At 73.4% G+C, this 20,109-nt stretch carries 14 protein-coding genes and 1 pseudogene; 12 read left to right on the top strand and 3 right to left on the bottom strand.

Going from position 1 to position 20,109, the window contains the following annotated elements:
* Positions 1 to 208 precede the first annotated feature (208 nt).
* From AB0D53_RS34800 to AB0D53_RS34755, 10 genes are all read left to right on the top strand, one after another.
* The gene (locus AB0D53_RS34800; protein ID WP_362453267.1) at positions 209 to 2,116 is read left to right on the top strand and encodes a BTAD domain-containing putative transcriptional regulator; all 1,908 of its coding nucleotides are present in this window, start codon (positions 209 to 211) and stop codon (positions 2,114 to 2,116) included.
* Between the two features lie 121 nt (positions 2,117 to 2,237).
* The gene (locus AB0D53_RS34795; RefSeq protein WP_362453265.1) at positions 2,238 to 4,493 is read left to right on the top strand and encodes a TOMM precursor leader peptide-binding protein; all 2,256 of its coding nucleotides are present in this window, start codon (positions 2,238 to 2,240) and stop codon (positions 4,491 to 4,493) included.
* Positions 4,483 to 6,411 (top strand): TOMM precursor leader peptide-binding protein, encoded by a 1,929-nt coding sequence (locus AB0D53_RS34790; RefSeq protein WP_362453264.1) that lies wholly within the window; start codon positions 4,483 to 4,485, stop codon positions 6,409 to 6,411. The genes AB0D53_RS34795 and AB0D53_RS34790 overlap by 11 nt, the downstream gene beginning before the upstream one ends.
* A 45-nt stretch (positions 6,412 to 6,456) precedes the next feature.
* The gene (locus AB0D53_RS34785; RefSeq protein WP_362453263.1) at positions 6,457 to 8,058 is read left to right on the top strand and encodes a nitroreductase family protein; all 1,602 of its coding nucleotides are present in this window, start codon (positions 6,457 to 6,459) and stop codon (positions 8,056 to 8,058) included.
* A 23-nt stretch (positions 8,059 to 8,081) separates the two neighbouring features.
* Positions 8,082 to 10,850, top strand: coding sequence for a lantibiotic dehydratase (locus AB0D53_RS34780; RefSeq protein WP_362453261.1), 2,769 nt, complete (start codon positions 8,082 to 8,084; stop codon positions 10,848 to 10,850).
* Positions 10,838 to 11,977: a lantibiotic dehydratase C-terminal domain-containing protein gene (locus tag AB0D53_RS34775; protein ID WP_362453260.1), complete on the top strand. Its 1,140-nt coding sequence runs from the start codon at positions 10,838 to 10,840 to the stop codon at positions 11,975 to 11,977. Before AB0D53_RS34780 ends, AB0D53_RS34775 begins: the two co-directional genes overlap by 13 nt.
* Positions 11,974 to 13,131: a M50 family metallopeptidase gene (locus AB0D53_RS34770; RefSeq protein WP_362453259.1), complete on the top strand. Its 1,158-nt coding sequence runs from the start codon at positions 11,974 to 11,976 to the stop codon at positions 13,129 to 13,131. The genes AB0D53_RS34775 and AB0D53_RS34770 overlap by 4 nt, the downstream gene beginning before the upstream one ends.
* A gap of 46 nt (positions 13,132 to 13,177) precedes the next feature.
* Positions 13,178 to 14,173, top strand: coding sequence for an ABC transporter ATP-binding protein (locus AB0D53_RS34765; protein ID WP_362453258.1), 996 nt, complete (start codon positions 13,178 to 13,180; stop codon positions 14,171 to 14,173).
* Positions 14,170 to 14,925 (top strand): ABC transporter permease, encoded by a 756-nt coding sequence (locus AB0D53_RS34760; protein WP_362453257.1) that lies wholly within the window; start codon positions 14,170 to 14,172, stop codon positions 14,923 to 14,925. Before AB0D53_RS34765 ends, AB0D53_RS34760 begins: the two co-directional genes overlap by 4 nt.
* Entirely contained in the window at positions 14,922 to 16,868 is a 1,947-nt protein-coding gene (locus tag AB0D53_RS34755) for a TOMM precursor leader peptide-binding protein (protein WP_362453256.1), read from the top strand. The genes AB0D53_RS34760 and AB0D53_RS34755 overlap by 4 nt, the downstream gene beginning before the upstream one ends.
* Positions 16,869 to 16,959: 91 nt before the next feature.
* Here AB0D53_RS34755 and AB0D53_RS34750 read toward each other — a convergent pair whose 3' ends face one another.
* A complete protein-coding gene (locus AB0D53_RS34750) occupies positions 16,960 to 17,130 on the bottom strand; it encodes a thiazolylpeptide-type bacteriocin (protein ID WP_030757923.1) in 171 nt (56 codons plus the stop codon).
* A gap of 171 nt (positions 17,131 to 17,301) precedes the next feature.
* On the opposite strand from AB0D53_RS34750, the gene AB0D53_RS34745 reads away from it, so the two are divergent.
* Entirely contained in the window at positions 17,302 to 18,618 is a 1,317-nt protein-coding gene (locus AB0D53_RS34745) for an amidohydrolase (RefSeq protein ID WP_362453255.1), read from the top strand.
* Between the two features lie 89 nt (positions 18,619 to 18,707).
* Here the strand turns inward: AB0D53_RS34745 and AB0D53_RS34740 are convergent, their stop codons facing one another.
* Positions 18,708 to 19,058: a hypothetical protein gene (locus tag AB0D53_RS34740; RefSeq protein ID WP_362453253.1), complete on the bottom strand. Its 351-nt coding sequence runs from the start codon at positions 19,056 to 19,058 to the stop codon at positions 18,708 to 18,710.
* A 153-nt stretch (positions 19,059 to 19,211) separates the two neighbouring features.
* Complete coding sequence (locus AB0D53_RS34735; protein ID WP_362453251.1) at positions 19,212 to 19,919, bottom strand: TetR family transcriptional regulator; 708 nt, start codon at positions 19,917 to 19,919, stop codon at positions 19,212 to 19,214.
* Between the two features lie 109 nt (positions 19,920 to 20,028).
* Here AB0D53_RS34735 and AB0D53_RS34730 point away from each other — a divergent pair.
* Positions 20,029 to 20,109 (top strand): annotated as a pseudogene (locus tag AB0D53_RS34730) (electron transfer flavoprotein subunit beta); the annotation flags it as partial.

Raw genomic sequence — 20,109 nt, 5'->3', positions numbered from 1 at the left:
CCGCGAGGACCGCACCCGCCATGCGCACGGCGGCCTCCTGCCCTGCGCCCGCCGGCGGCCCGGTCGCACCCGTGGCATCCGTCCGGACTTCGGCACCCCACGCACCGCCCGGCCGCCTCCGGCCGGCAGCAAGTGGCACGGAAGGCGCGGTACCGGGCCACCGACGGCTCGACGGACCGCGGCGGGCACACGGGGGGGGCAGACGACAGTGCGTTTTCAACTGCTCGGCCCGCTGAGCATCACGGACGGACGGAGCGTCGTGGTTCTGCCGCCCTCCAAGCCGACCGCACTGCTGGCCGCGCTGCTCATCCGCCCCGGAGCCGTGGTCTCCACCGATCACCTGCGCACCGTCGTCTGGGGCGAGAAGCAGCCCACGACCGCCAAGGCGGCGCTCCAGAGCTGTGTCCTGCGACTGCGCCGGATCTTCGCCAAGTACGGGATCGAGGACCAGGCCGTCACGGCGGTCGCCAGCGGCTATCGCATCCAGGCCGACGCCGAGACCCTCGACCTGCTGCACTTCCGGCAGCTCGTCGACCGGGCCGCCGCGTCCGGCGAGGAGTCCGAGCTGTACTCCCTGCGGGCCGCGCTCGCCCTCTGGCAGGGGCCGTTGCTCGCCAACGTCCCCTCCGACCTGCTGCACCGGGACGAGGTGCCGCGGCTGGCGGAGGAACGCCTGAGGGTTCTGGAGCGGGTCTGCGACATCGAGCTGAAGTACGGCCGTTGTCGCGAAACACTCGTTGATCTATGGGAAGTTACGCGCGTATACCCGGCACATGAACGGTTCGCTGCGCAACTGATGCTGGCGCTCTACCGGACGGGACGGCAGAGCGAGGCGCTCGCGGAGTACCGCAGGATCAAGGAACATCTGCGGGAGGAACTCGGCGTCGATCCCCGGGCCGAACTCCAGTGCCTGGAGCTGGCCATGCTGCGCGGCGACGACATCGGGCCCCCGGACACGGGCCGCGCCCCCGTCTCGCTCGCACCGGCCGCGCCGCGTACCTCCCCGGACGTCGCAGAGCCTGAGCCGGACCACCGTCCCGGAGGACCCGGAGGCCCCGGAGGCGCGGCGGCATCCGTGGCCGCGTTCCCCACCGTGCCCTCCTTCACCGGCCGGAAGCACGAAGTCGATTCACTGACAGGCCTGTTGACCTCCGGGCGGGAGTCCGGCGTACCGGATCGCGCCACGGTGGCGATGCTCTCCGGAGCGCCCGGCATCGGCAAGACGGCCCTGGCCCTGCACGTCGCGCACCTGGTGGGCAGCCACTATCCGGGCGGCTGCCTGCTGCTGCCGCTGACCCGTCCCGACGGCACCCCACGCCCGGCGCAGGAGGCCGCCGACGAGCTCCGTCGTTCCCTGCCCGCCGAATCCGGCGCAGGGCACCACCCCGCGCTTCTCGTCCTCGACGACGCCGTCCACCCCGATCAGGTTCGTCCACTGCTGACCGCCAACGCCGGCGGTGCCGCGATCGTCACCAGCCGGATGGGCCTGGCCGCGCTCGTCGCCACGCACGGCGGCACCGTCCACCGGCTCGGCGCCCTCGAACCGGAGGAGTCGCACGCCCTGCTCACCGCGGTGCTCGGCCGGGAACGGGTCGAGGCCGAGCCCTCGGCGGCGGCCCGGCTGGCCTCCGTGTGCGGGCACCATCCGCTCGCCCTGCGGATCGCCGCCGCCCGGCTGCTCACCCGGCCCCGGCTGCGGCTGGCCGACTGCACCGACTCGCTGCGACGGGACCTGCCCGCCCGGCTCAGCCTGGCCGACGATCCCCACATGTCCGTGCCGCTGACGCTGGACGAGGCCCTGACGCGACTGCCTCCGGAGCTGGCGGACGCCCATCTGCGCCTCGGGGCGACGGCTCACGGGCCCCTCACCCCCGGCCTGGCCACGGACGTACTCGGCATCCCGCCGGAGACGGCGGAAGAGGTGCTGGAACGGCTCCTGGACGCGGGCCTCCTGGAGGAGGAACGGCCGGGCGTCTTCTGGATGCACGACCTGCTGCGGGCCCACGCCAGGCGGGCGACGGCCCACCGCACCGGCCGCGGCCACGCCCTTCCGCGCCCGCCACGACATACGGAGATCCCTCCGGTGGACAGCACCAGGCCGGCCGCACTGCGGTGACGTCGAGCCGGCGGCCTCCCGGCCCGCCCGGCCTCGTCCCGATCCGGACCTTCCACCGGACACCCCGAACCGGCCCGATCCCCCGGGCCACCCGCCCCCGGAACCAGAGGTGTGAGCACGCATGACAACCACGCCGTACGCAGAGATCGCCCGAACCCGGCCGCGGGTCCGTCGCGACGTCCTGTTCACCGAGACGCCCACCGGCGTGATCTTCCACAACGCCGACGGCGGCTTCCAGCTCACCGCCAAGTCCGGCTACAGGTTCGCCACGCTCCTCGTACCCCACCTCGACGGCAGCAGATCCGTCGAGGAAATATGCGAGGGCTTCGGGGAACGCCAGAAGGCCATGGTGGGCGAACTCGTCAAGGCGCTCTACGCGCGTGACTTCGCCCGCCCGGTGCCGGATCCGCGGGAGTCGGCCGCCGCCCCGGCGACCGCTCCGGCCGCCGCCACCCGCTTCGCCCAGCAGATCGCCTACCTCGACCACTACGCCGACGACGCCGACGCCCGGTTCGCCCGCTTCCGCGCCACCCGGGTCGCCGTACTCGGCGACGGCCCGCTGGCGCGCTGGTGCGCGCTCTCCCTGATCCGGAACGGCTGCGCCACGGTCGCCGTCGACGCCGCCCTCGCGGACGGCTCCGGGAGCAGCACGGCGGAAGAGTTCGCGACGGTCCATCAGGAGGCGGCCGAACTGGCCGGGCAGGACTGCCCCGTCGAGCTGTCGGTGCTGCCGGAGCCGGGCAGCGGTCCGACGGGCTGGGCCGCTTACGAGAGGTACGACGTCGTCGTGGCCGCCGGCGGCCCCGGCGTCCCGGGCACGGTGCTGCCGCTGCTGCGGGAGGGTCTGCCGGAGGGCCGTACTCTGCTTCCGGCCTGGACGTTCGGCCGCCGGGCCGTCGTCGGTCCGGCGATGACCCCGGAATCGACGTCCTGCTGGTCCTGCGCCGCGCTGCGGCTGGGCGCCGCCGGCGGCCGGGCCGACGCGGCGGCCGCGGACCTGTGGAGCGGGCTGGCCCTGGGCACCGGCACCCCTGGTGCCCAGCCCTCGGGACCGCTCGCCGCGATGCTCGGCAATCTGCTCGGATACGAGGTGTTCCGCCTGGTCACCGGCGCACTGCCGGCCGAGACGACGGGGCGGTTGCTCATCCAGGACATGGCGTCCTTCGACGTCGGCTCCGAGCCGCTGCTCCCGCACCCCCGCTGTCCGTTCTGCACCGCCCCCGCCGGTACGCCGGAACCGGTCGACCTGGCGTCGGTCCCGCCGCGTCCGGCCTTCCTCCCGACGGTCGCCACGGCCCCCGACGACGACGCCTCCCGCGGCCCGCTCGCCGAACTCGAGCGCCGTTCCGCGCTCGTCCACCCGCACGCGGGCGTCTTCACCCGGTACGCGGACGAGCCCCTGACCCAGACCCCGCTGAAGGTGGGCTCCGTCGTGCTCGGCCTGGGGCCGGCGGGCTCGCGGACCATCACCGCCTTCGACGTCCACCACACCGCCGGGGCCCGGCTGCGGGCGCTGAACGCCGCCGCCACGGTGTACGCCGAGCACGTGGTGCCCGCCGTTCCCTCGGAGGCCTCCCTCGACGAGCTGCCCGCCGTGGTCCCGGACGCGCTCACCATCGCGTCCGGCACCGGCGGCGGCGCGGTCACCGCCTGGACCCCCGCCACCTCGCTCGTCACCAAGGAGGCGGTGCGGGTGCCCGCGGGCGCCGTTCGTCCCTTCGGGGCGGACAACGCCGACCGGCGTTTCGAACCGACGCGGGCCGGAGCGGGAGCGGGAGCGAACCTGCCGGAGGCCGCGGCCTGCGGCCTGCTGTCGGCGCTCTCCCACGCCGCCCTGCGACGGGCGGTCCGGGGCGCCGGGGACGTGACGGTCATCGGGCCCTCGGCCTTCGGTGACGACCCCGAGATGACGTTCCTGCTGCGGTCCACCACCCACCTCGGCCTCTCGGTCGAACTGCTCGACCTCGGTGAGCGGGCGCACTCCGGCGCGTCTGTCGTCCTGGCGAGGACCGTGTCCCCCGCCGCACCCGCCCGCTGGTCCGTCGGGGCCGCCCTGGACCTGGCGGCGGCCGCCGTGGACGCCGTACGGGACCTGCTCGGCGAGGCGCAGGCGTTGGCCGGGTCCGACGCGGAGACGGGCGCCCCCGACACGGGCGACCCGCTGCTGCGGGACCTGGACGCCTCGCTGATCCCGGTCACCCGCGACGAACCGGCGCAAGCGCCCGGGGAGGCCGTGGAGTGGACCCGGATCCTCGAACGGCTCGCCGCCGACGGCCGGGACGCCCTGGTGGTGCCCACGCACGCCGCCGACCTGCCCACCGCGGGCATCCACACGGCGCGCGTCCTGCTCACCCGGACGGTCACCGATGCCGGCTGAGCCCACGGCCGGGTCCGGGCGGACCGCCCGGACCGGGTGCTCCCGCCGGTTCGCCGACGCCCTGCGCCAGGCGCTCGACGAGCTCGGGTCCCTCACGGGCGGCCCGGCCCCGGCCGTGGCGGTGGCGCCGCTCGGCGTCCGGGACGCGTACACCGCCACACCCGGACACGGCGCCGGGGACACCGGGGCCGCGCGCGTGCCCGTGCACCTGTACGGGCGTCAGGTGCTGGTCGGGCCGTGGCCCGCCGCCGGCCGGGCCCCCGGGTGCGGGACCTGCCTGGAGCGCCGGTGGCAGGGCGTGCGCTCCGTGCCCCTGCGCGAGGGACTCGAACTCGGCTCGGACACCCGGGCGGTGGCCGAGTGGCCGTACGGCATCCCGTTCGCGGCCACCGCGGCGGCGGCGCTGGTGGCGGGCCTGGCCGGCGCGGAGCCGTCCCCCGGACCGTATCCGCGGGTGCACCTGCTGGACCTGGAGGCCATGACCGTACGCAGCCATCCCCTCGTACCCGACCCGGAATGCCCCGCCTGCGGTGCGCCGGAGCCGGACTCCGCCGAGGCGGCCGCGTTCGTCCCGCGGCCCGCGCCGAAGTACCGGCCGGGCGCCTTCCGGGTGCGCCGGATCGAGGACTACCGGCTGCCCGTGGACGCCTTCGCCAACCCGCACTGGGGCGCACTGGGCTCGTCGGTGATCTGCGACGTGGCCTCCACCACCACCTCGGCCACCATCGGCTGCTTCTCCACCCGCTCCGGGGAGTACCTGCGGGAGACCTTCTGGGGCGGTCACGCCGACACCTACGCGCGCAGTCAGCGCATCGGGGTCCTGGAGGGGCTGGAGCGCTACGCCGGGATGCGCGCCCGGGCCAGGACCACCCGCCTCGTCGCCTCGTACGAGGACCTCGGCCCGGACGCCGTCGACCCGCGCGAAACCGGTCTGTACGCCGAGGAGTTCTACCGGGCGAACCCGCGGGTGCGGCCGTTCACCCCGGACCGGGAGATCCCCTGGGTGTGGGGCTGGTCCCTGCGGGACGGCAAGCCGCGCCCGGTCCCCGAGATCCTCGCCTACTACCACGCGCCGGGCCTGGAGAACCGGTTCGTGCAGGAGAGCTCCAACGGCTGCGCCTCGGGCGGCAGTCCGGAGGAGGCCGTGTACTTCGGGCTGATGGAGGTCATCGAGCGGGACGCCTTCCTGCTCGCCTGGTACGGGCAGGCGCCGCTGCGCGAGATCGACCCGTCGACCAGCACCCGCCGCAGCACCCGGCACATGGTGGACCGACTGGCCATGTACGGCTACCGGGCCCGCTTCTTCGACACCCGGATCACCTTCCCCGTGCCGGTGGTCACCGCCTGCGCCGAACGCTTCGACGGCGGCGTCGGCCGCATGTGCTTCGGGGCGGGCGCCGGGCTCGACCCGGAGTCGGCCCTGGACTCCGCGCTCTGCGAGATCGCCACCGACTCGGTCAACCTGGTCGGCCGGACCCGGCGCGACGAGTCCCGGCTGCGCGCCATGGCCGCCGACTTCGACCGGGTCACCACCCTCCACGACCACCCCCTGGTCTACGGCGTCCCGGAGATGGGCCGGCACGCCGACTTCCTGCTGCGGCAGCCCGACCCCCGGCGGCCGCTCGCCGTCGCCGACCTGGCGTGGCCGGACGACGACGGCGCCCCGGTGGCCGCCGACCTCCGCGAGGACCTGATGCGCGCGGTGGGCGCCGTCGCGGCCGCCGGGTTCGACGTGGTGGTGGTCGACCAGACCCTGCCCGAGCAGCGCGCCCTCGGCCTGCACACCGTGAAGGTCCTGGTGCCCGGCCTGGTGCCCATCGACTTCGGCTGGTCCCGCCAGCGCGTCCGCCACATGCCCCGGACGGTGTCCACGCTGCGCAACACCGGCCTCAACCCCGCACCCCACCCGTTTCCGTGACGGCCCGCCAGTACCGCACGCCACATCGAAAGGGGGGCCGACCCCATGGGGTTCGCCCATGAGTACGCCGACGCCGTCCTGCACCGCGGCCGCATCCCGATGGAACCCGCCGACTTCGTCCCCGACTGGGCCGACGGCCCGCGCAAGGGCAAGTTCTTCCCGGGCGTGGAGCCCTGTGCCCTGCCCGACGGCGACGACCTGGCCGACGCCCCGGCCGGGCGCGGCCTGCTCCCGCGGCCCGGCGAGCCCGCCGGCGCGGGCGGCTTCACACTGCCGCTGCTGTCCGCGATGCTCAAGGACTCCTACGGGCTGACCGGCCGCCGCCTGGGCGTCCAGGCCAACAGCGACCTGTCCGGCCTGCCGTTCTACACCCACGCCAACTGGTCCCGGGGCACCGCGGGCGGCGGCGGCCTGTACCCCGTCAGCATCTACTGGGCGTCGGGCCCGTCCGGCCCGCTCACCCCCGGCATCCACTACTACGACACCCAACGGCACGCCGTGCAGCGGCTGTTGACCGGTGACGTATCGGCCCGGGTGCGCGAGGCGCTCGGACCCGACGCGCCCGCCGAGGCACGGGAGACCGACCAGTACCTGATCCTGGGCGTCAAGTACTGGCAGAACGCGTTCAAGTACAACAGTTTCTCGTACCATGTGGTCTCCACCGACGTGGGGACCCTCGTCCAGACCTGGCGGATCTGGGCCGGTGCCCGTGGCCTGCGCACCGCACCGGTGATGTGGTTCGACGAGCCCCGGCTGAACGGACTGCTCGGCACCGTGGGCGAGGAGGAAGCCGTCTTCGCCGTCGTCCCGCTGCGCTGGGAGGGCTCCGGCGCGGTACCGCGCACTGCCCCCGGTCCGGACCCCGTGGTCCGGCACCGGGACGTCGAACGCTCGCACACCGTGCTGGAATTCCCGACGGTGCTCGCCATGCATGCGGCGGCCGTGGCGGACCCCACGAGCCGCCCCGCTCCCGGCGCCCTCGCCGCGGCAGCCGCCCTGCCCGCCCCCGCCGACGGCACCCGGGTCGCCCTGCCCGCCCCCGCTTTCCCCGAGATGCCCGTGCGCCGGGCCCTGCGCACCCGGCGCAGCAGCTTCGGCCGTTTCGACGCGGCCCGCCCCGTCACCCCCGCGCAGCTGTCCGCCGTCCTGGCGGCCTGTGCGGCGACGTCCCTGGACAGCGACGCGGACCCGGACGGCACCGTACGGACGGCCCGGATGTACGCCTTCGTCAACCATGTCGCGGGCATCGAGCCGGGTGCGTACGTGTACGACGCCGAGGCGGGCGACCTGGTGCTCGTCGAACCCGGCCCGCAGGGGGCGTTCCTCCAGGACACCTACTTCCTGGCCAACTACAACCTGGAGCAGGCGGGCGCCGTCCTCGTGCCGACGGTGCGGACGACGGCCGTCCTGGACGCGGTCGGCGACCGCGGCTACCGGCTGGCCGTCGGCACCGCGGGCGCCGTGGCCCAGACGTTCTACGTGGCGGCGGCCGCGCTGGAGCTGGGCGCGGGCGTGGCACTGGGCTTCGACAACATCGCGTTCATCGAGAAGCTCGGTCTGGGGGACGGCGACGAGGCCCCGCTGTTGATCATGCCGCTGGGCAACGAACGCCCCCGGCCCGCCGACTTCCGCCACGAGATCGCCTGACGGGAAGACCCGAGATGACACTCATGACGTCCGATACCGCTCCCCGGCGCCCCGCCGGCTGGGAGCCGGGCCGGCGCTTCCTGCTGCGCGCCGCGGGCCTGCCCGTGGAGACCGTCCACGGCCTGCGCTGTGCCGGCACCCGCCGCTGGGCCGACCGGGTCCTGGCCCAGGAGGACCGCCTGACCGAGGGCGGCGCCGCCCTCAGCGATCTGCTGCACGGTCTGGTCGAGTCGGCCGACGCGGAGGGCAGCGATGCCCGTCGCGCCCTGCTGGGGCTGCGCCGCCAGGTGTTCAACAACCGGCTGCCCGCCGACCCCGAGGCGGCCGTACGCCTGGTGACCCGGCTGGACGGGGCCGCCGGCGCACGGGTCTCCGGATGGCTGGACGACCGTCTCCGGTACGCGGAACTCCTCGGCGAGGGGGCCGGGTTGCTGGACGGCGAGCTGCGTGCGGCGCGCACGGAGCTGCGCGGCGCGCTGTCCCGGGACCGGCTCCGGCTGGGGCTGCTGCTGGCCTCGCCGACCCTCGACAGCCGGCTCGACGCGTATCTGCGCGACACGAGCGCCGTGCCCGGCAAGCGGATGCGGAAGATCGAGCGCTCCGCGCTCACCTACCTCTACCGCACGGCCTGCAAGACCAGCCCGTTCAGCACCCTCACCGCCGTCGCGGCCGGCACCTTCGACGGCGCCCGGGACGACGGCGACGCGGCCCTGCGTATCGGCGGGACGTGGCGCAGCCATGTGCGGCTCAATGTCGTCGCCCTGGGGCGGCTGGCCGAGCTGATCCTGGACGACCCCGTACGACGCCAGGACCTTCCGGTCGTCCTGTCCCCGGGCTGGCGGCACGACGAGGACCGCATCCGCTACGTACGGCAGTCGGTGACGACGGGCGACGACAGCGCCTCCGTCACCTTCGACGCGGTCCGCGACCGGCTGTTCTACCTCCGCAGGAGCGGCACCCTGGAACGCCTGATCGCCCTCTTCGGCAGCCGCGAAGGTCTGCGCCACCGCGACCTCGTCGACTGGCTGCGGGCCGAGCACGACGCCGCCCCGGACGAGTGCGAGCGGTACGCCACCGCTCTGCTCCAGCTCGGCATGGTGCAGGTACCGTGTCTGCGCACCGATGTCCACAGCCCGGACCCGCTGCGCTCCTTCCAGCAGGCCCTGCGCGCCCTGGGGGCCCCGTGGGCGGACTCGGTGGCCGCCGGCCTGGACGGCCCGGCCGCCTGCCTGGCCGCGTACCCGGCCGCCGGGCTCACCGAGCGGCGGACCCTGCTGCACTCCCTGCGTGATCAACTCCTGTGTGTGCAAAAGGAACTGGGTGCCACGGAACCGGCGCTCCCGCAGACCCTGCTGTACGAGGACGTCAGCGCCGGCGACGACCCGGTCCGCGGGGGCGGACTGCTGACCGGTGCGACGGGCCGGGCGCTGCGGGAGGTCGAGGGCATCCTGCCGATGTTCGACATCACGCTGCCCCAGCGCCTCACCCTGCGCGGCTTCTTCGCAGCCCGCTACGGACGCGGCGGGCGCTGCGACGACCTGCTCGGTCTCGTCCACGACTTCCACGAGGACCTGTTCGACCAGTACGTCTCCTTCACCGGCAAGCGCAGCACGTTCGACGAGAACGGCGAGTACGTTCCCGAGGAGAACTGGCTCGGTCAGACTTCGCTGCGGACCCTGGACGGCGCCCGCCGCCGCTTCGTGGCGGGCATGCGCGAGCAGTGGCAGGAGAACGGCGCATCCGACGAGATCCGGCTGCCCCGGGAACTGCTCACCGCCGTCGGCGACGAACTCGCGCCTCTGGTGGGCGACTTCGTTCCGCAGAGCCATCACATCCAGGTCGCCGCCCCCGGCCCGGAACACCCCGGCGGCCCGCTGGTCGTGCTGAACCGCTCGTACGGCGGGCTCGCCTTCCCCTTCAGCCGCTTCACCCATGTCCACGACGGGGCCGGTGAGGCCGGTCCGCCCGCCGGACCGGGGCTGTCGGACCGGCTGCGTGCCGAGCACCGCGCGCGGCAGCCCGACGGTGCGGTGTTCGCCGAGCTGACCGGGGGTCCGGTCACCAGCAACCTCAATCTCCACGGCCGGCTGACGGACTACCAGATCGTGTGCCCCGGCGAGACCGCGACCGTCCCGGAGGCCGACCGGCTGCACCTGGACGACCTGTACCTGGAGCACGACGAGGGGACCGACCGTCTCGTCCTGCGTTCGCACCGGCTGGGGTGCGAAGTCGTCCCCGTCTACCTCGGCTACCTGGTCCCGGTGGCCCTGCCGGAGATCCCCCGCACGCTGCTGCTGCTCTCGCCGAGCACCATGACGCCGCTCGACATCTGGGGCGGTGTTCCCGAGGCCGAGGCGGTGGACGGCGTCACCCGCAGGCCGCGCGTGGTCCACGGCGACATCGTGATCGGGCGCCGCAGCTGGACGGCGGACGCCACCACGCTCCCCGTCCGCAGCCCCGGGACGGACGAGGCGCGGTGGTACCTGGACTGGCAGCGCTGGCGCCGCACCCATGGCCTGCCGGACCAGGTGTTCGCGACGGTGCTCCGGGACGGAAGCCGGGCCCTGGGCGCCAAACCCCTCTATCTGGACTTCGACAGCCCCCTGTCGCTGACCGCGTTCGAGGCCCTGGTGGAACGCGAACCGGGTGTCGCCGTGGTCCTGCGCGAGATGCTCCCGGCCGAGGACGGACTGCACCTGACGTCCGAGCAGGGCCGCCACGTGGCCGAGCTGGCCGTAGAGACCTTCACCTCCCGCCCCCGTACCGAGGACGACGCGACATGCCGGAACTGATATCGCCCCGCCCCGCCCTTTCCGGATCCGAGCCGACGGAACCGGGCGAGTGGATCGCGCTGCACATCTTCTACGCCGCCAGCCCCCAGCCGATGCTCGTCCACTGCATCCGCCCCCTGGTGGCCCGGCTCACCGAGGAGGGGCTGCTGAGCGGCCACTTCTTCATCAACTACTGGCTGGAGGGCCCGCACGTCCGGCTGCGGCTCCGCCCGTCCGGCCCGGGCGTCGCCGCCGAGGTGAGACGCCGCGCCGAGGAGGCGCTCACCGAGTTCCTCCGTACCCGCCCCGCCCTGTACGAGGTGGACTCCGGCTTCCTCAAGGACTTCTACAATGCCCTGTTCGACATCGAGTTCCCCGGCGAGGACCGGAACCGGTACATGGGCGAGGACGGCCGGATGAACCTGCGGCAGAACAACTCGTTCAGCGAGGAGCCCTACGCCCCCGAGTTCGCCAAGTACGGCGGGCCGGTGGGTGTCGAGCTCGCCGAGTGGCACTTCCGGCACTCCAGCGACCTGGTCATGGACGCCTTCCGCACCATGAACCTGCATCTGCGCACCGTGCTGCTCGGCACCTCCGCACAACTGATGATGGTGATGGCAAGCTGCTTCCTGCCGGAGAAGGACCGCCTCGCCGGCTATCTGGACGGCTACTACGAGTTCTGGCACCGCGCCTTCCCCGGCACGGGGTTCATCGGCTCGAAGGAGTACGAGCGCACCTACGCGGAGATGGCACCCCCGCTGGGCCGCCGGTTCGCCGAGATCCGTGCCGCGGTCACGGCGGGCGAACTGGAGCGGCTCCCCTCGTTCCTGCGGGGCTGGGCGTCCCACTGCCTCGAACTGCGGGACCGCATCGTGGACCTCACCACCCGTGGCGAACTTCTCTTCCCCGTCTCGGAGGGCCCCGCGCGGGAGGACACCGGCCAGGAGCGGACGGAGCCTGCGGACGCAGCCCCGCTGGAGAGGCTCACCCAGGTGCAGGCGGTGCTGCCGCGCCTGCTCTCCCCGTACATGCACATGACCAACAACCGGCTCCATGTGACGATCCGCGACGAGGCGTATCTGTCCTTCATGCTCGGCCAGGTGCTGCGGGAGCCGGGCGCGGCACCCGTGAAGGCGGCGGACGCATGACCCCCGTCCCCGACAAGGCCGCGCCGCCGGCCGCTCCCGTACCGGCGGCAGCCGCCCACGCGGCGGCACGGGCCTACCGCCCCGCGCTCCGGGACGGCGTCCTGCTCAGCCCGCCCCTGCTGCGCGGTCCCCGCACCGTGCACCTGATCAGACACCCCGTCACCGGTGCCGCGTTCGAGGCCGGGGTCAAGGAGCACTTCGTCATCTCCCGGCTCGACGGGACCCGGAACCTCGACGACCTCGCGCCCGACTACGCGGCCCGCTTCGGCCGCCGCCTCGCCGAGGACAACTGGAACCTGCTGCTCGGGCTCCTCGGCACCCGCGGCCTGCTGGACGGCGCCCCCGATCCACCGCCCCCGGCACCGGCCCCGCAGCGCGCCAACACCTTCTGGCGCGGCACCCGCCGGCTGATCGCCGACGCCGACGCGACGACCTCACGGCTGCACCGCGTGCTGCGCCCCCTGCTCCACCGGGCCGTCCAGCTCCCCCTGTTGGCCGCCGTCCTCGTGATGGTGCTGACGCTCACCCTGCATGCCGGTGAACTCCTGGACGGTACAGCCGAGTTGATCAGGCGACCGGTGGTCCTGGCGGCCGTCGCCCTGTTCCTCTGGTTCAGCATCACCGTCCACGAACTGGCCCACGGAGTCGCTGCCCAGCAGTACGGCGGCCACGTCGGCGAGATCGGGCTGCGCTGGCGGTTCCCCGCCGCGATGCTGTACTGCTCCGTCGACGACTACCTCTTCCTCCCCGGCCTGCGCGCCAAGCTGGTGGTCGCCGGAGCGGGTGCGTACATCAACATGCTCCTGCTCCTGCCGTTCGGGGTCTGGTGGTTCGTGCTCCCCGCGGACGACACGGCACGCTCCCTCCTCGCCGGCCTGCTGCTGCTCGGCAGCGTCCAGGGGCTCAGCAACCTCGTCCCGCTGCCCCCGCTCGACGGCTACCGCATGCTCGGCCACGCCCTGGGCACCGCCCACCTCGCCCCCGAGACCCGGGCCTATCTGGCGCTGCGCCGCAGCCGCGGGAAGGCCGGGGCCACCGCCGCCTACCCCGCCCGGGCGCGACGGATCTACACGGCGTACGGCATCGGATCGGCGGTCCTGCTCCTGCTCGCCCTGGCCGGCACCTGCACGGTGGTGCTCCTGCTGCTCAGATGACCCGGCCCCCGCGAACACCACCCGACCACAAGGATCCAGGCACCACATGAGTGAGGTACAGGCCATGCCATCCACACCCGCCGAAGACAACCCCCCGACCACCGCCGTGCAAGTACAGGGGGTCTCCAAGCGGTACGGAGACCGTCAGGCCGTGGACGACGTGTCCCTGGAGATCCACCGGGGCGAGTTCTTCGGCCTCCTGGGCCCCAACGGCGCGGGCAAGTCCACCCTGGTGGAGATCATGGAGGGGCTGCGCCGGGCCGACACCGGCTCGGTCGCCCTCTTCGGAGAGTCTCCCTGGCCGCGCAACACCGCGCTGCTCCCCCGCATCGGCGTACAGACCCAGTCCTCGGCGTTCTTCGTACGGCAGACCGCGCACGAACACCTGCGCACCGTGGCCGCTCTGTTCGGCGCCTCGCGGGAGTCCGTCGAAGCCACCCTGGACTCCGTGGGGCTCACCGAGCAGCGCGACGTACAGGTGGAGAGCCTCTCCGGTGGCCAGCGCCAGCGCCTGGCCATCGCCTCCGCCCTCGTCCACGGCCCCGAGCTGATCTTCCTCGACGAGCCGACCGCCGCCCTCGACCCGCAGGCCCGCCGCGCCCTGTGGGAGGTGCTGCGCGGGCTGAAGGCCGAGGGCCGCACCATCGTCTACACCACGCACCATCTCGACGAGGCGGAGGCGCTCTGCGACCGCATCGCCATCCTCGTGAACGGTTCGATCGCCGTGACCGACTCCCCGCACAACCTCGTCGGCGCCTCCGAGGTCCCCAGCCGGCTGATGCTGCCGCTGGGGCGGCTGGACGAACACGAGGCGGCGGCCATCTCCGGTGTCGACCGGGTCACCGTCCAGGGCGGCTCCCTCGTCCTGGAGACACGCGCGGCCGGGCGGGTGCTCAGCGCGGTCGACCGGATCACCGGTCTCGACGGCGTACAGACCCGCACCGCCAGTCTCGAGGACGTCTACCTCGATCTGACCGCCCGGCTCACCGGTGCCCCGCAGGGCGCCCGCCGGAACACCGAGAACACGGAGCAGCAGCCATGAGCGCCTACGCCGCACTGACCGGAGCGGGATACCGCGCCCAGGTCCGCGACAAGACCACCCTCTTCTTCACCTTCGCCTTCCCGCTCCTCTTCCTGGTCGTCTTCGGTCTGATCTTCCGCGGTCAGGACGTCGAGGAGAGCGGCCTGTCCTACCTCTCGTACACCGCCGCCGGCGTCCTGTCCTGGGGTGTGGCGAACGCCGCCGTGTTCGGCATCGCGTTCACGCTCATGCAGTGGCGCACCGACGACATCCTGCGGCTGATCCGGATGTCCCCGGCCCCGCTGTCCGCCGTCATCGGCTCCCGCTACGTCATCGCCCTGGTCGTGGGCGCCGTCCAGTCGGTGCTCTTCGTCGGCGTCGCGATGCTGCCGCTGTTCGGTCTCGAACCCGCCTCCGGCTGGCCGCTGCTGATCCCGGTGCTGATCCTCGGCATCACCACCTTCCTGCTGCTCGGCGTGATCATCGGCTCGTTCGCCAACACCCCCGAGTCCGTCGCGGCCGTCGCCAACTTCCTGATGCTGCCCATGGCGTTCCTCTCCGGGTCCTTCTTCCCGCTCGACGCCATGCCCGAATGGCTCCAGAAGCTCTCCCTGGTCATGCCGCTGCGCTACCTCAACGACGCGGTGTCCCACGCGCTGGCCGGACGCGGTGACGCCTCCGACGTCGCGGTGGGCTGCGCCGGACTCGCCGTGTTCGCCCTCGTCTTCGGCGCGATCGCCGTCAAGACCTTCCGCTGGACGAGGACGTCATGACCACCGCCGCACGGCACCTGCCACAGCCGATGGAACTGGCGCGGGCCCAGCTCCGCTCCGCGCTCGCCGGCCGCCTCGGCCACGACGCCCCCGTCGTCCCCGTCGGCACCACCGACGCCGCCCCCGGCGACCGAGGAGCCCCGGACCCCTGGGCCTCCGTCCGCGCCGAGGCGCGCATCCACCTCACCGCGTCCGCCGTACTCGTCGGGCCGTGGGGCGGCGACGGCACCGCCCCCGCCTGTGGGCGTTGCCTGGCGATGCGCTGGCAACGGCTGCGCAGCCGCAGCGAACGCGACGCACTGGAGACCGGGGGCCCCGACGGCCCACGCCCGGCCGGGGCATGGCCGCTTCTCACCGATCACGTCTACGACGCCGTCGCCGCCCTCTGCCGGGCGGTGCTGGACGGGCCGGGCGCCGAATCCCCCGCCCCCGGGCCTGCCGACCGCAGCCTGCCCCAGGTCTCCCGACTCGACCTGAGGTCCCTCCGGACACGGACGTACCCCCTCCTCGCCGACCCGCTCTGTCCCGACTGCGCCCCGCCCCGCCCCCCTGCCGGCCCCCGCCCGCTGACCCTCGCCACGCGGCCCAAGCCCGACCCGGGCCGCTACCGGCTGCGCCACGCCTCCTCGTACGCCATTCCGGAGGAGGCCCTCGCCAACCCGGTCTGCGGCGCGCTCGGTGGCGGCACCTGGCTCGACGTCACGTCCCCGACCACCGCACCGGTCGCCGGCAGCGTCTTCGTACGCGGCTACGCCGGGCTCAACGACGTCACCTGGAGCGGCCAGGAGAACTCCTTCTCCACCAGCCGCACCCTCGCCTTCCTGGAAGGCCTGGAGCGCTACGCCGGAACCCACCGGCGCGGCCGGTCCACCCCCGTCATGGGCTCGTGGAACGAGCTGAAGGCGGACGCCGTCGACCCCGCCGTCTGCGGCTTCTACGACCCGCGGACCTACCGCGACGACCCGCTGGTCGACCCGTTCGACCCGGACCGTGCCATCCCCTGGGAGTGGGGCTGGTCCCTGCGCGACGACCGGCCGGTCCTGGTCCCCTCCCGTCTCGTCTACTACAGCGCCGGCCTGGCGGCCGACAACTTCGTCTTCGAGTGCTCCAACGGCTGCGCCATCGGCGGCTGTCTGGAGGAAGCGGTCCTCGGCGGCCTCCTCGAACTCGTCGAGCGCGACGCCTTCCTCAACGCCTGGTACGGCAATGCCCGCCTCACCGAGATCGATCTGAGGACGGTCGGCAGCCGTACCGCCGCCGTGATGGCGGAACGGGCCTCGCTCCAGGGCTACGACGTACACGCGCTGGACAACCGCATCGACCTGGCCGTCCCCGTGGTCACCGCGGTGGCCGTACGCCGCGACGGCGGCCCCGGCATCCTGTCCTTCGCGGCGGCCGCCTCGCTGGATCCGCTGGGCGCGGTCGAGGGCGCCCTGTCGGAGGTGCTCACCTACATCCCGCATCTCTCCCGCCAGACCGAGGAACGCCGGGACGAACTGGAGGCGATGGCGGACGACTTCCACCGGGTCCGTCACCTCAAGGACCACGCCCAGCTCTACGGGCTGCCGAGGATGGCCGAGCACGCCCGCAGCTATCTGGAGCCCCTGGCCGTGCGCCCCTTCGGCGAGGTCTACGGGGGCTGGGAGTCGGCGGGCCGGCCCCGCACCGGCGACCTGCGTGACGACGCCGGCGCCGTCATCGGCGAACTCGTCCGGGCCGGCCATGACGTGATCGTCGTCGACCAGACCACCCCGGAGCAGGAACGCGTGGGCCTGCGCACCGTCAGCACCCTGGTGCCGGGGCTCCTGCCGATCGACTTCGGCTGGAACCGGCAGCGCGCGCCCCTGATGCCCCGCCTGCGCACCGCCCTGCGACGCGGCGGGCACCGCGCCACGGACCTGACCGACGCCGAGATCCGGATGGTCCCGCACCCGTTCCCGTAGACGGAGGCGGTCCTGGAGACGAGGGACGCCCGGTACCCGTGCGAACGGATACCGGGCGCGAACCCTGCGGTTGCCGACTACTGATGTCCGGTCAGGCGGAGCAGGAGGTGGTGCTGGTGGTGGAGCTGCAGGTCGAGGTCGAGCTGGTGCTGGTGGAACCGGCCAGCACGACCTCGCTGGCGTCCGAGTAGTCGGAGATCTCGAAGGTCTCGGCCTCGAGCTCGAGGATCTCGTCGGCGAGGGTGCTCAGGTCCTTGTTCATGATGTCTCCTCCTGATCGGGGCCCCGGGCCGGGGTGGCCGGCTGCCGGTGTGTGCCACTCATTCCACCGGTCGTCGCTCACCGTTCGGCATGCCTCCCGCACACACATCGCTGGCACGCCGCGCCAGCGCCCGACAGTGACAGCCGCACACATCCGCCGAGGAGCCCCGTCATGTCCCGGACCCACCCCGCCCTCGCCCGTGCCGGTGAGGCGGTCCGCCCGGCCCTCACCCTCTACCTGGACGTCCACCGCAACCCGGAGCTCTCCGGCGAGGAGCGCCGTACGGCCGCACTGTTCGCCGACCGGCTCGCCGCCATCGGCTGCGAGGTGACCCGCGGTGTCGGGGGCCATGGCGTGGTGGGCGAACTCCGCAACGGCGAGGGCCCGCGCGTGTACGTGCGCGCCGAGCTCGACGCCCTGCCCCTGGAAGAGCTCACCGGCCTCCCGTACGCGAGCGACAACGGCGCCATGCACGCCTGCGGCCACGACCTGCACCTGGCCGCCGCGATCGGCACGGCGCAGCTGCTGGCCCGCACCACCGCGCACTGGCGCGGCACCCTCGTCGTCCTCGGCCAGCCGGCCGAGGAGACCCTGACGGGAGCCCGCGCGATGCTGGACGACGGCCTGTACGAACGTTTCGGCAGACCGGACGTCGTCCTGGCCCAGCACACGGCACCGCTGCCCGCCGGAATGGTCGCGCACGGCAACGGCCACGGCCCGGTCGCCGCGGCGAGCGCCGCCCTGGACGTCGTACTGCACGGCCGGGGCGGCCACGCCGCCACCCCCCACCTCACCGTCGACCCCGTGGTCACGGCGGCGGCCGTGATCAGCCGCCTGCAGACCGTCGTCTCGCGCGAGAGCGCCCCCGCCGAACACGTCACCCTGACCGTCGGCACCGTGCGGGCGGGCACAGCGGTGAACGTGGTCCCGGACACCGCCGACCTCGGCATCGGCCTGAGGGCGCTCACCGACGAGTCGCTGAACCGCGCCCTGACTGCGGTGGAGCGCATCGTACGGGCCGAATGCAGCGCCTCGGCCTGCCCGCGCGAACCGGACCTCACGACGGTCTCCCGCTCACCCGCGCTGTGGGGCGACCCCACCGCGACCCGGGAGATCCGCGAAGTCCACACCGCCCTCTACGGCCCGCAACGGGTCGGCACCTGGCCGCCGTCGATGGCGGCCGAGGACTTCTCCCTGTACGGCGATGCGGGTCTCGCCGTGCACGGTGAGGCCCGCATCCCCCTGGTCTACTGGATGTTCGGGGTCGTCGGCCCCAAGCAGTGGGCCGTCTCCCCCGGGCATGTCCCGCCCAACCATTCCCCGCATTTCGCCCCCGCCGTCCGCACGGCCCTGCCCCCGGCGATCAGCGCGCTGACGGCAGCGGCCCTCGACCGGCTCGGGGCTCTCCCCCCGCAGCCGTCGGGGCCGGACTCCGGGACGACGCGGACAGCCGCACCGTCGAAACCGTCGACGGGGCCCGCGCGTTGAGGCGGCCCCGGGCCGCGCGTGGCTGCCGCATCGGCTTCCCGTCCGGTGCGGTGCCGTCCCGACCGGGGCCGGAAGGAACCCGGCCGCGTTCAGAACCACTCGTCACGCACGGGTGGTTCGCAGAGCTCGAAGACCACCTCGCCCGCATCGGCGTCGCCACCGGCGACCGGACGGACCCGGGCGCCGGCCACCACCAGGTGCGGCGCGGCGCCGACGACTCGGCAGCGGAACACGAAGCCCTCGGGAAGCCGGACGAGGGACTCGTTGCGCGCCGCTTCCGTGTAGCGGTGCACGACCCCCGACCTCACCACGACGCCCAGCCCGGCGCTGTGTTCGGGCTTCAGGTCGCTCGACGCGCACACCGGGCACAGCAGCCTCCGGAAGGAGGCCGTGCCGCACCAGCGGCACCGGTGGTAGTTCAGGCCGGCTTCCTCATGCACCGCCTGCACGGTGCCATTCGATGACTGGGACACGTTCGACCCCCTGCGCTCGGCTCGGATGCGCCGCGCCTGCGCGTCGGCGCGTCCGCACCATAGGGCACTGAGTGTCGAAACGTAAAGACACTCAGTGCCAGATCGGGCCGTACCGAGGGGTCAGTCCTGCCCGATGACCGACTCGATCTGCTGCACCACCCGCCACATCGGAGCCCCCTTCGCGGCGACCATCACCACCACGTCACCTTCGGCCGAGGACGTGGCCGCACTCCCGGCCGCCCCGCTCCCCCACACCCGGCGCACCATCCCGAGCGCATGGTCGACGGCGGCCTCCGCGTCCCCCTCGCCGCCCGAACGCAGCCATGTCCGCAGCCCGTTGTTGTGCGCGGCGACCACGGACGCGGCGATCACCTCGGCGCGCAGCGCCCCGTCGTCCGACTCGCCGTACCTGCCGCGCAGATAACCGGCCAGCGTCTGCTCGTACCGCCGCACCACGGACAGTTCGTAGGTGCGCAGTCCGGGCACCTCCCGGGTGAGCCGGTAGCGCTGGACGGAGAACTCCGGATTGGCGGAGTACATGCGCAGCACCAGCCGGGCCGCGTCGCTCACCGCCTCCACCGGCTCCAGGTCGTCGGCCTCCGCCAGGAACGCGACCATGTCGGCGAGGCACCGCTCGTGGTCCGGGAAGACCGCGTCCTCCTTGGAGGGGAAGTACCGGAAGAACGACCGGCGCCCGACCCCGGCCCGCGCCACGATGTCGTCCACCGTGGTCTGCTCGAAGCCCCGCTCCAGGAAGAGCTGAAAGGCCGCCTCGGCGAGAACCTCCCGCATGGGGGCCTTCTTCGCTGGTCTGCGCGCGTCAGTCATGCCGGGAACGTAGCACCGGAAGGCCCGTTCTGGCACCAGGTTCCTTTACAGAGGGTACTGAGTGCCATATCGTCAATCCTACGAACCACACCCAGGTAGGAGAGCCGGCGTGAGCTTGAGGATCGTTGTCTGTGTGAAGTACGTGCCCGACGCCACCGGCGACCGGCATTTCGCCGATGACCTGACGGTG

The organism is Streptomyces sp. NPDC048295 (genome assembly GCF_040652135.1).
Classification (GTDB): Bacteria; Actinomycetota; Actinomycetes; order Streptomycetales; family Streptomycetaceae; genus Streptomyces.
Note: the sequence above shows the minus strand (reverse complement) of the source record. Positions and strands in the feature narration are given on the sequence as shown.

What these genes read in the sequence shown, in the direction of transcription:
- AB0D53_RS34785 (WP_362453263.1), top strand. Translation starts at nt 6,457, where the DNA reads ATGGGGTTCGCCCATGAGTACGCCGACGCCGTCCTGCACCGCGGCCGC.
- AB0D53_RS34765 (WP_362453258.1), top strand. Translation starts at nt 13,178, where the DNA reads ATGAGTGAGGTACAGGCCATGCCATCCACACCCGCCGAAGACAACCCC.
- AB0D53_RS34795 (WP_362453265.1), top strand. Translation starts at nt 2,238, where the DNA reads ATGACAACCACGCCGTACGCAGAGATCGCCCGAACCCGGCCGCGGGTC.
- AB0D53_RS34760 (WP_362453257.1), top strand. Translation starts at nt 14,170, where the DNA reads ATGAGCGCCTACGCCGCACTGACCGGAGCGGGATACCGCGCCCAGGTC.
- AB0D53_RS34775 (WP_362453260.1), top strand. Translation starts at nt 10,838, where the DNA reads ATGCCGGAACTGATATCGCCCCGCCCCGCCCTTTCCGGATCCGAGCCG.
- AB0D53_RS34790 (WP_362453264.1), top strand. Translation starts at nt 4,483, where the DNA reads ATGCCGGCTGAGCCCACGGCCGGGTCCGGGCGGACCGCCCGGACCGGG.
- AB0D53_RS34770 (WP_362453259.1), top strand. Translation starts at nt 11,974, where the DNA reads ATGACCCCCGTCCCCGACAAGGCCGCGCCGCCGGCCGCTCCCGTACCG.
- AB0D53_RS34780 (WP_362453261.1), top strand. Translation starts at nt 8,082, where the DNA reads ATGACGTCCGATACCGCTCCCCGGCGCCCCGCCGGCTGGGAGCCGGGC.
- AB0D53_RS34735 (WP_362453251.1), bottom strand. Translation starts at nt 19,919, where the DNA reads ATGACTGACGCGCGCAGACCAGCGAAGAAGGCCCCCATGCGGGAGGTT.
- AB0D53_RS34755 (WP_362453256.1), top strand. Translation starts at nt 14,922, where the DNA reads ATGACCACCGCCGCACGGCACCTGCCACAGCCGATGGAACTGGCGCGG.
- AB0D53_RS34750 (WP_030757923.1), bottom strand. Translation starts at nt 17,130, where the DNA reads ATGAACAAGGACCTGAGCACCCTCGCCGACGAGATCCTCGAGCTCGAG.
- AB0D53_RS34745 (WP_362453255.1), top strand. Translation starts at nt 17,302, where the DNA reads ATGTCCCGGACCCACCCCGCCCTCGCCCGTGCCGGTGAGGCGGTCCGC.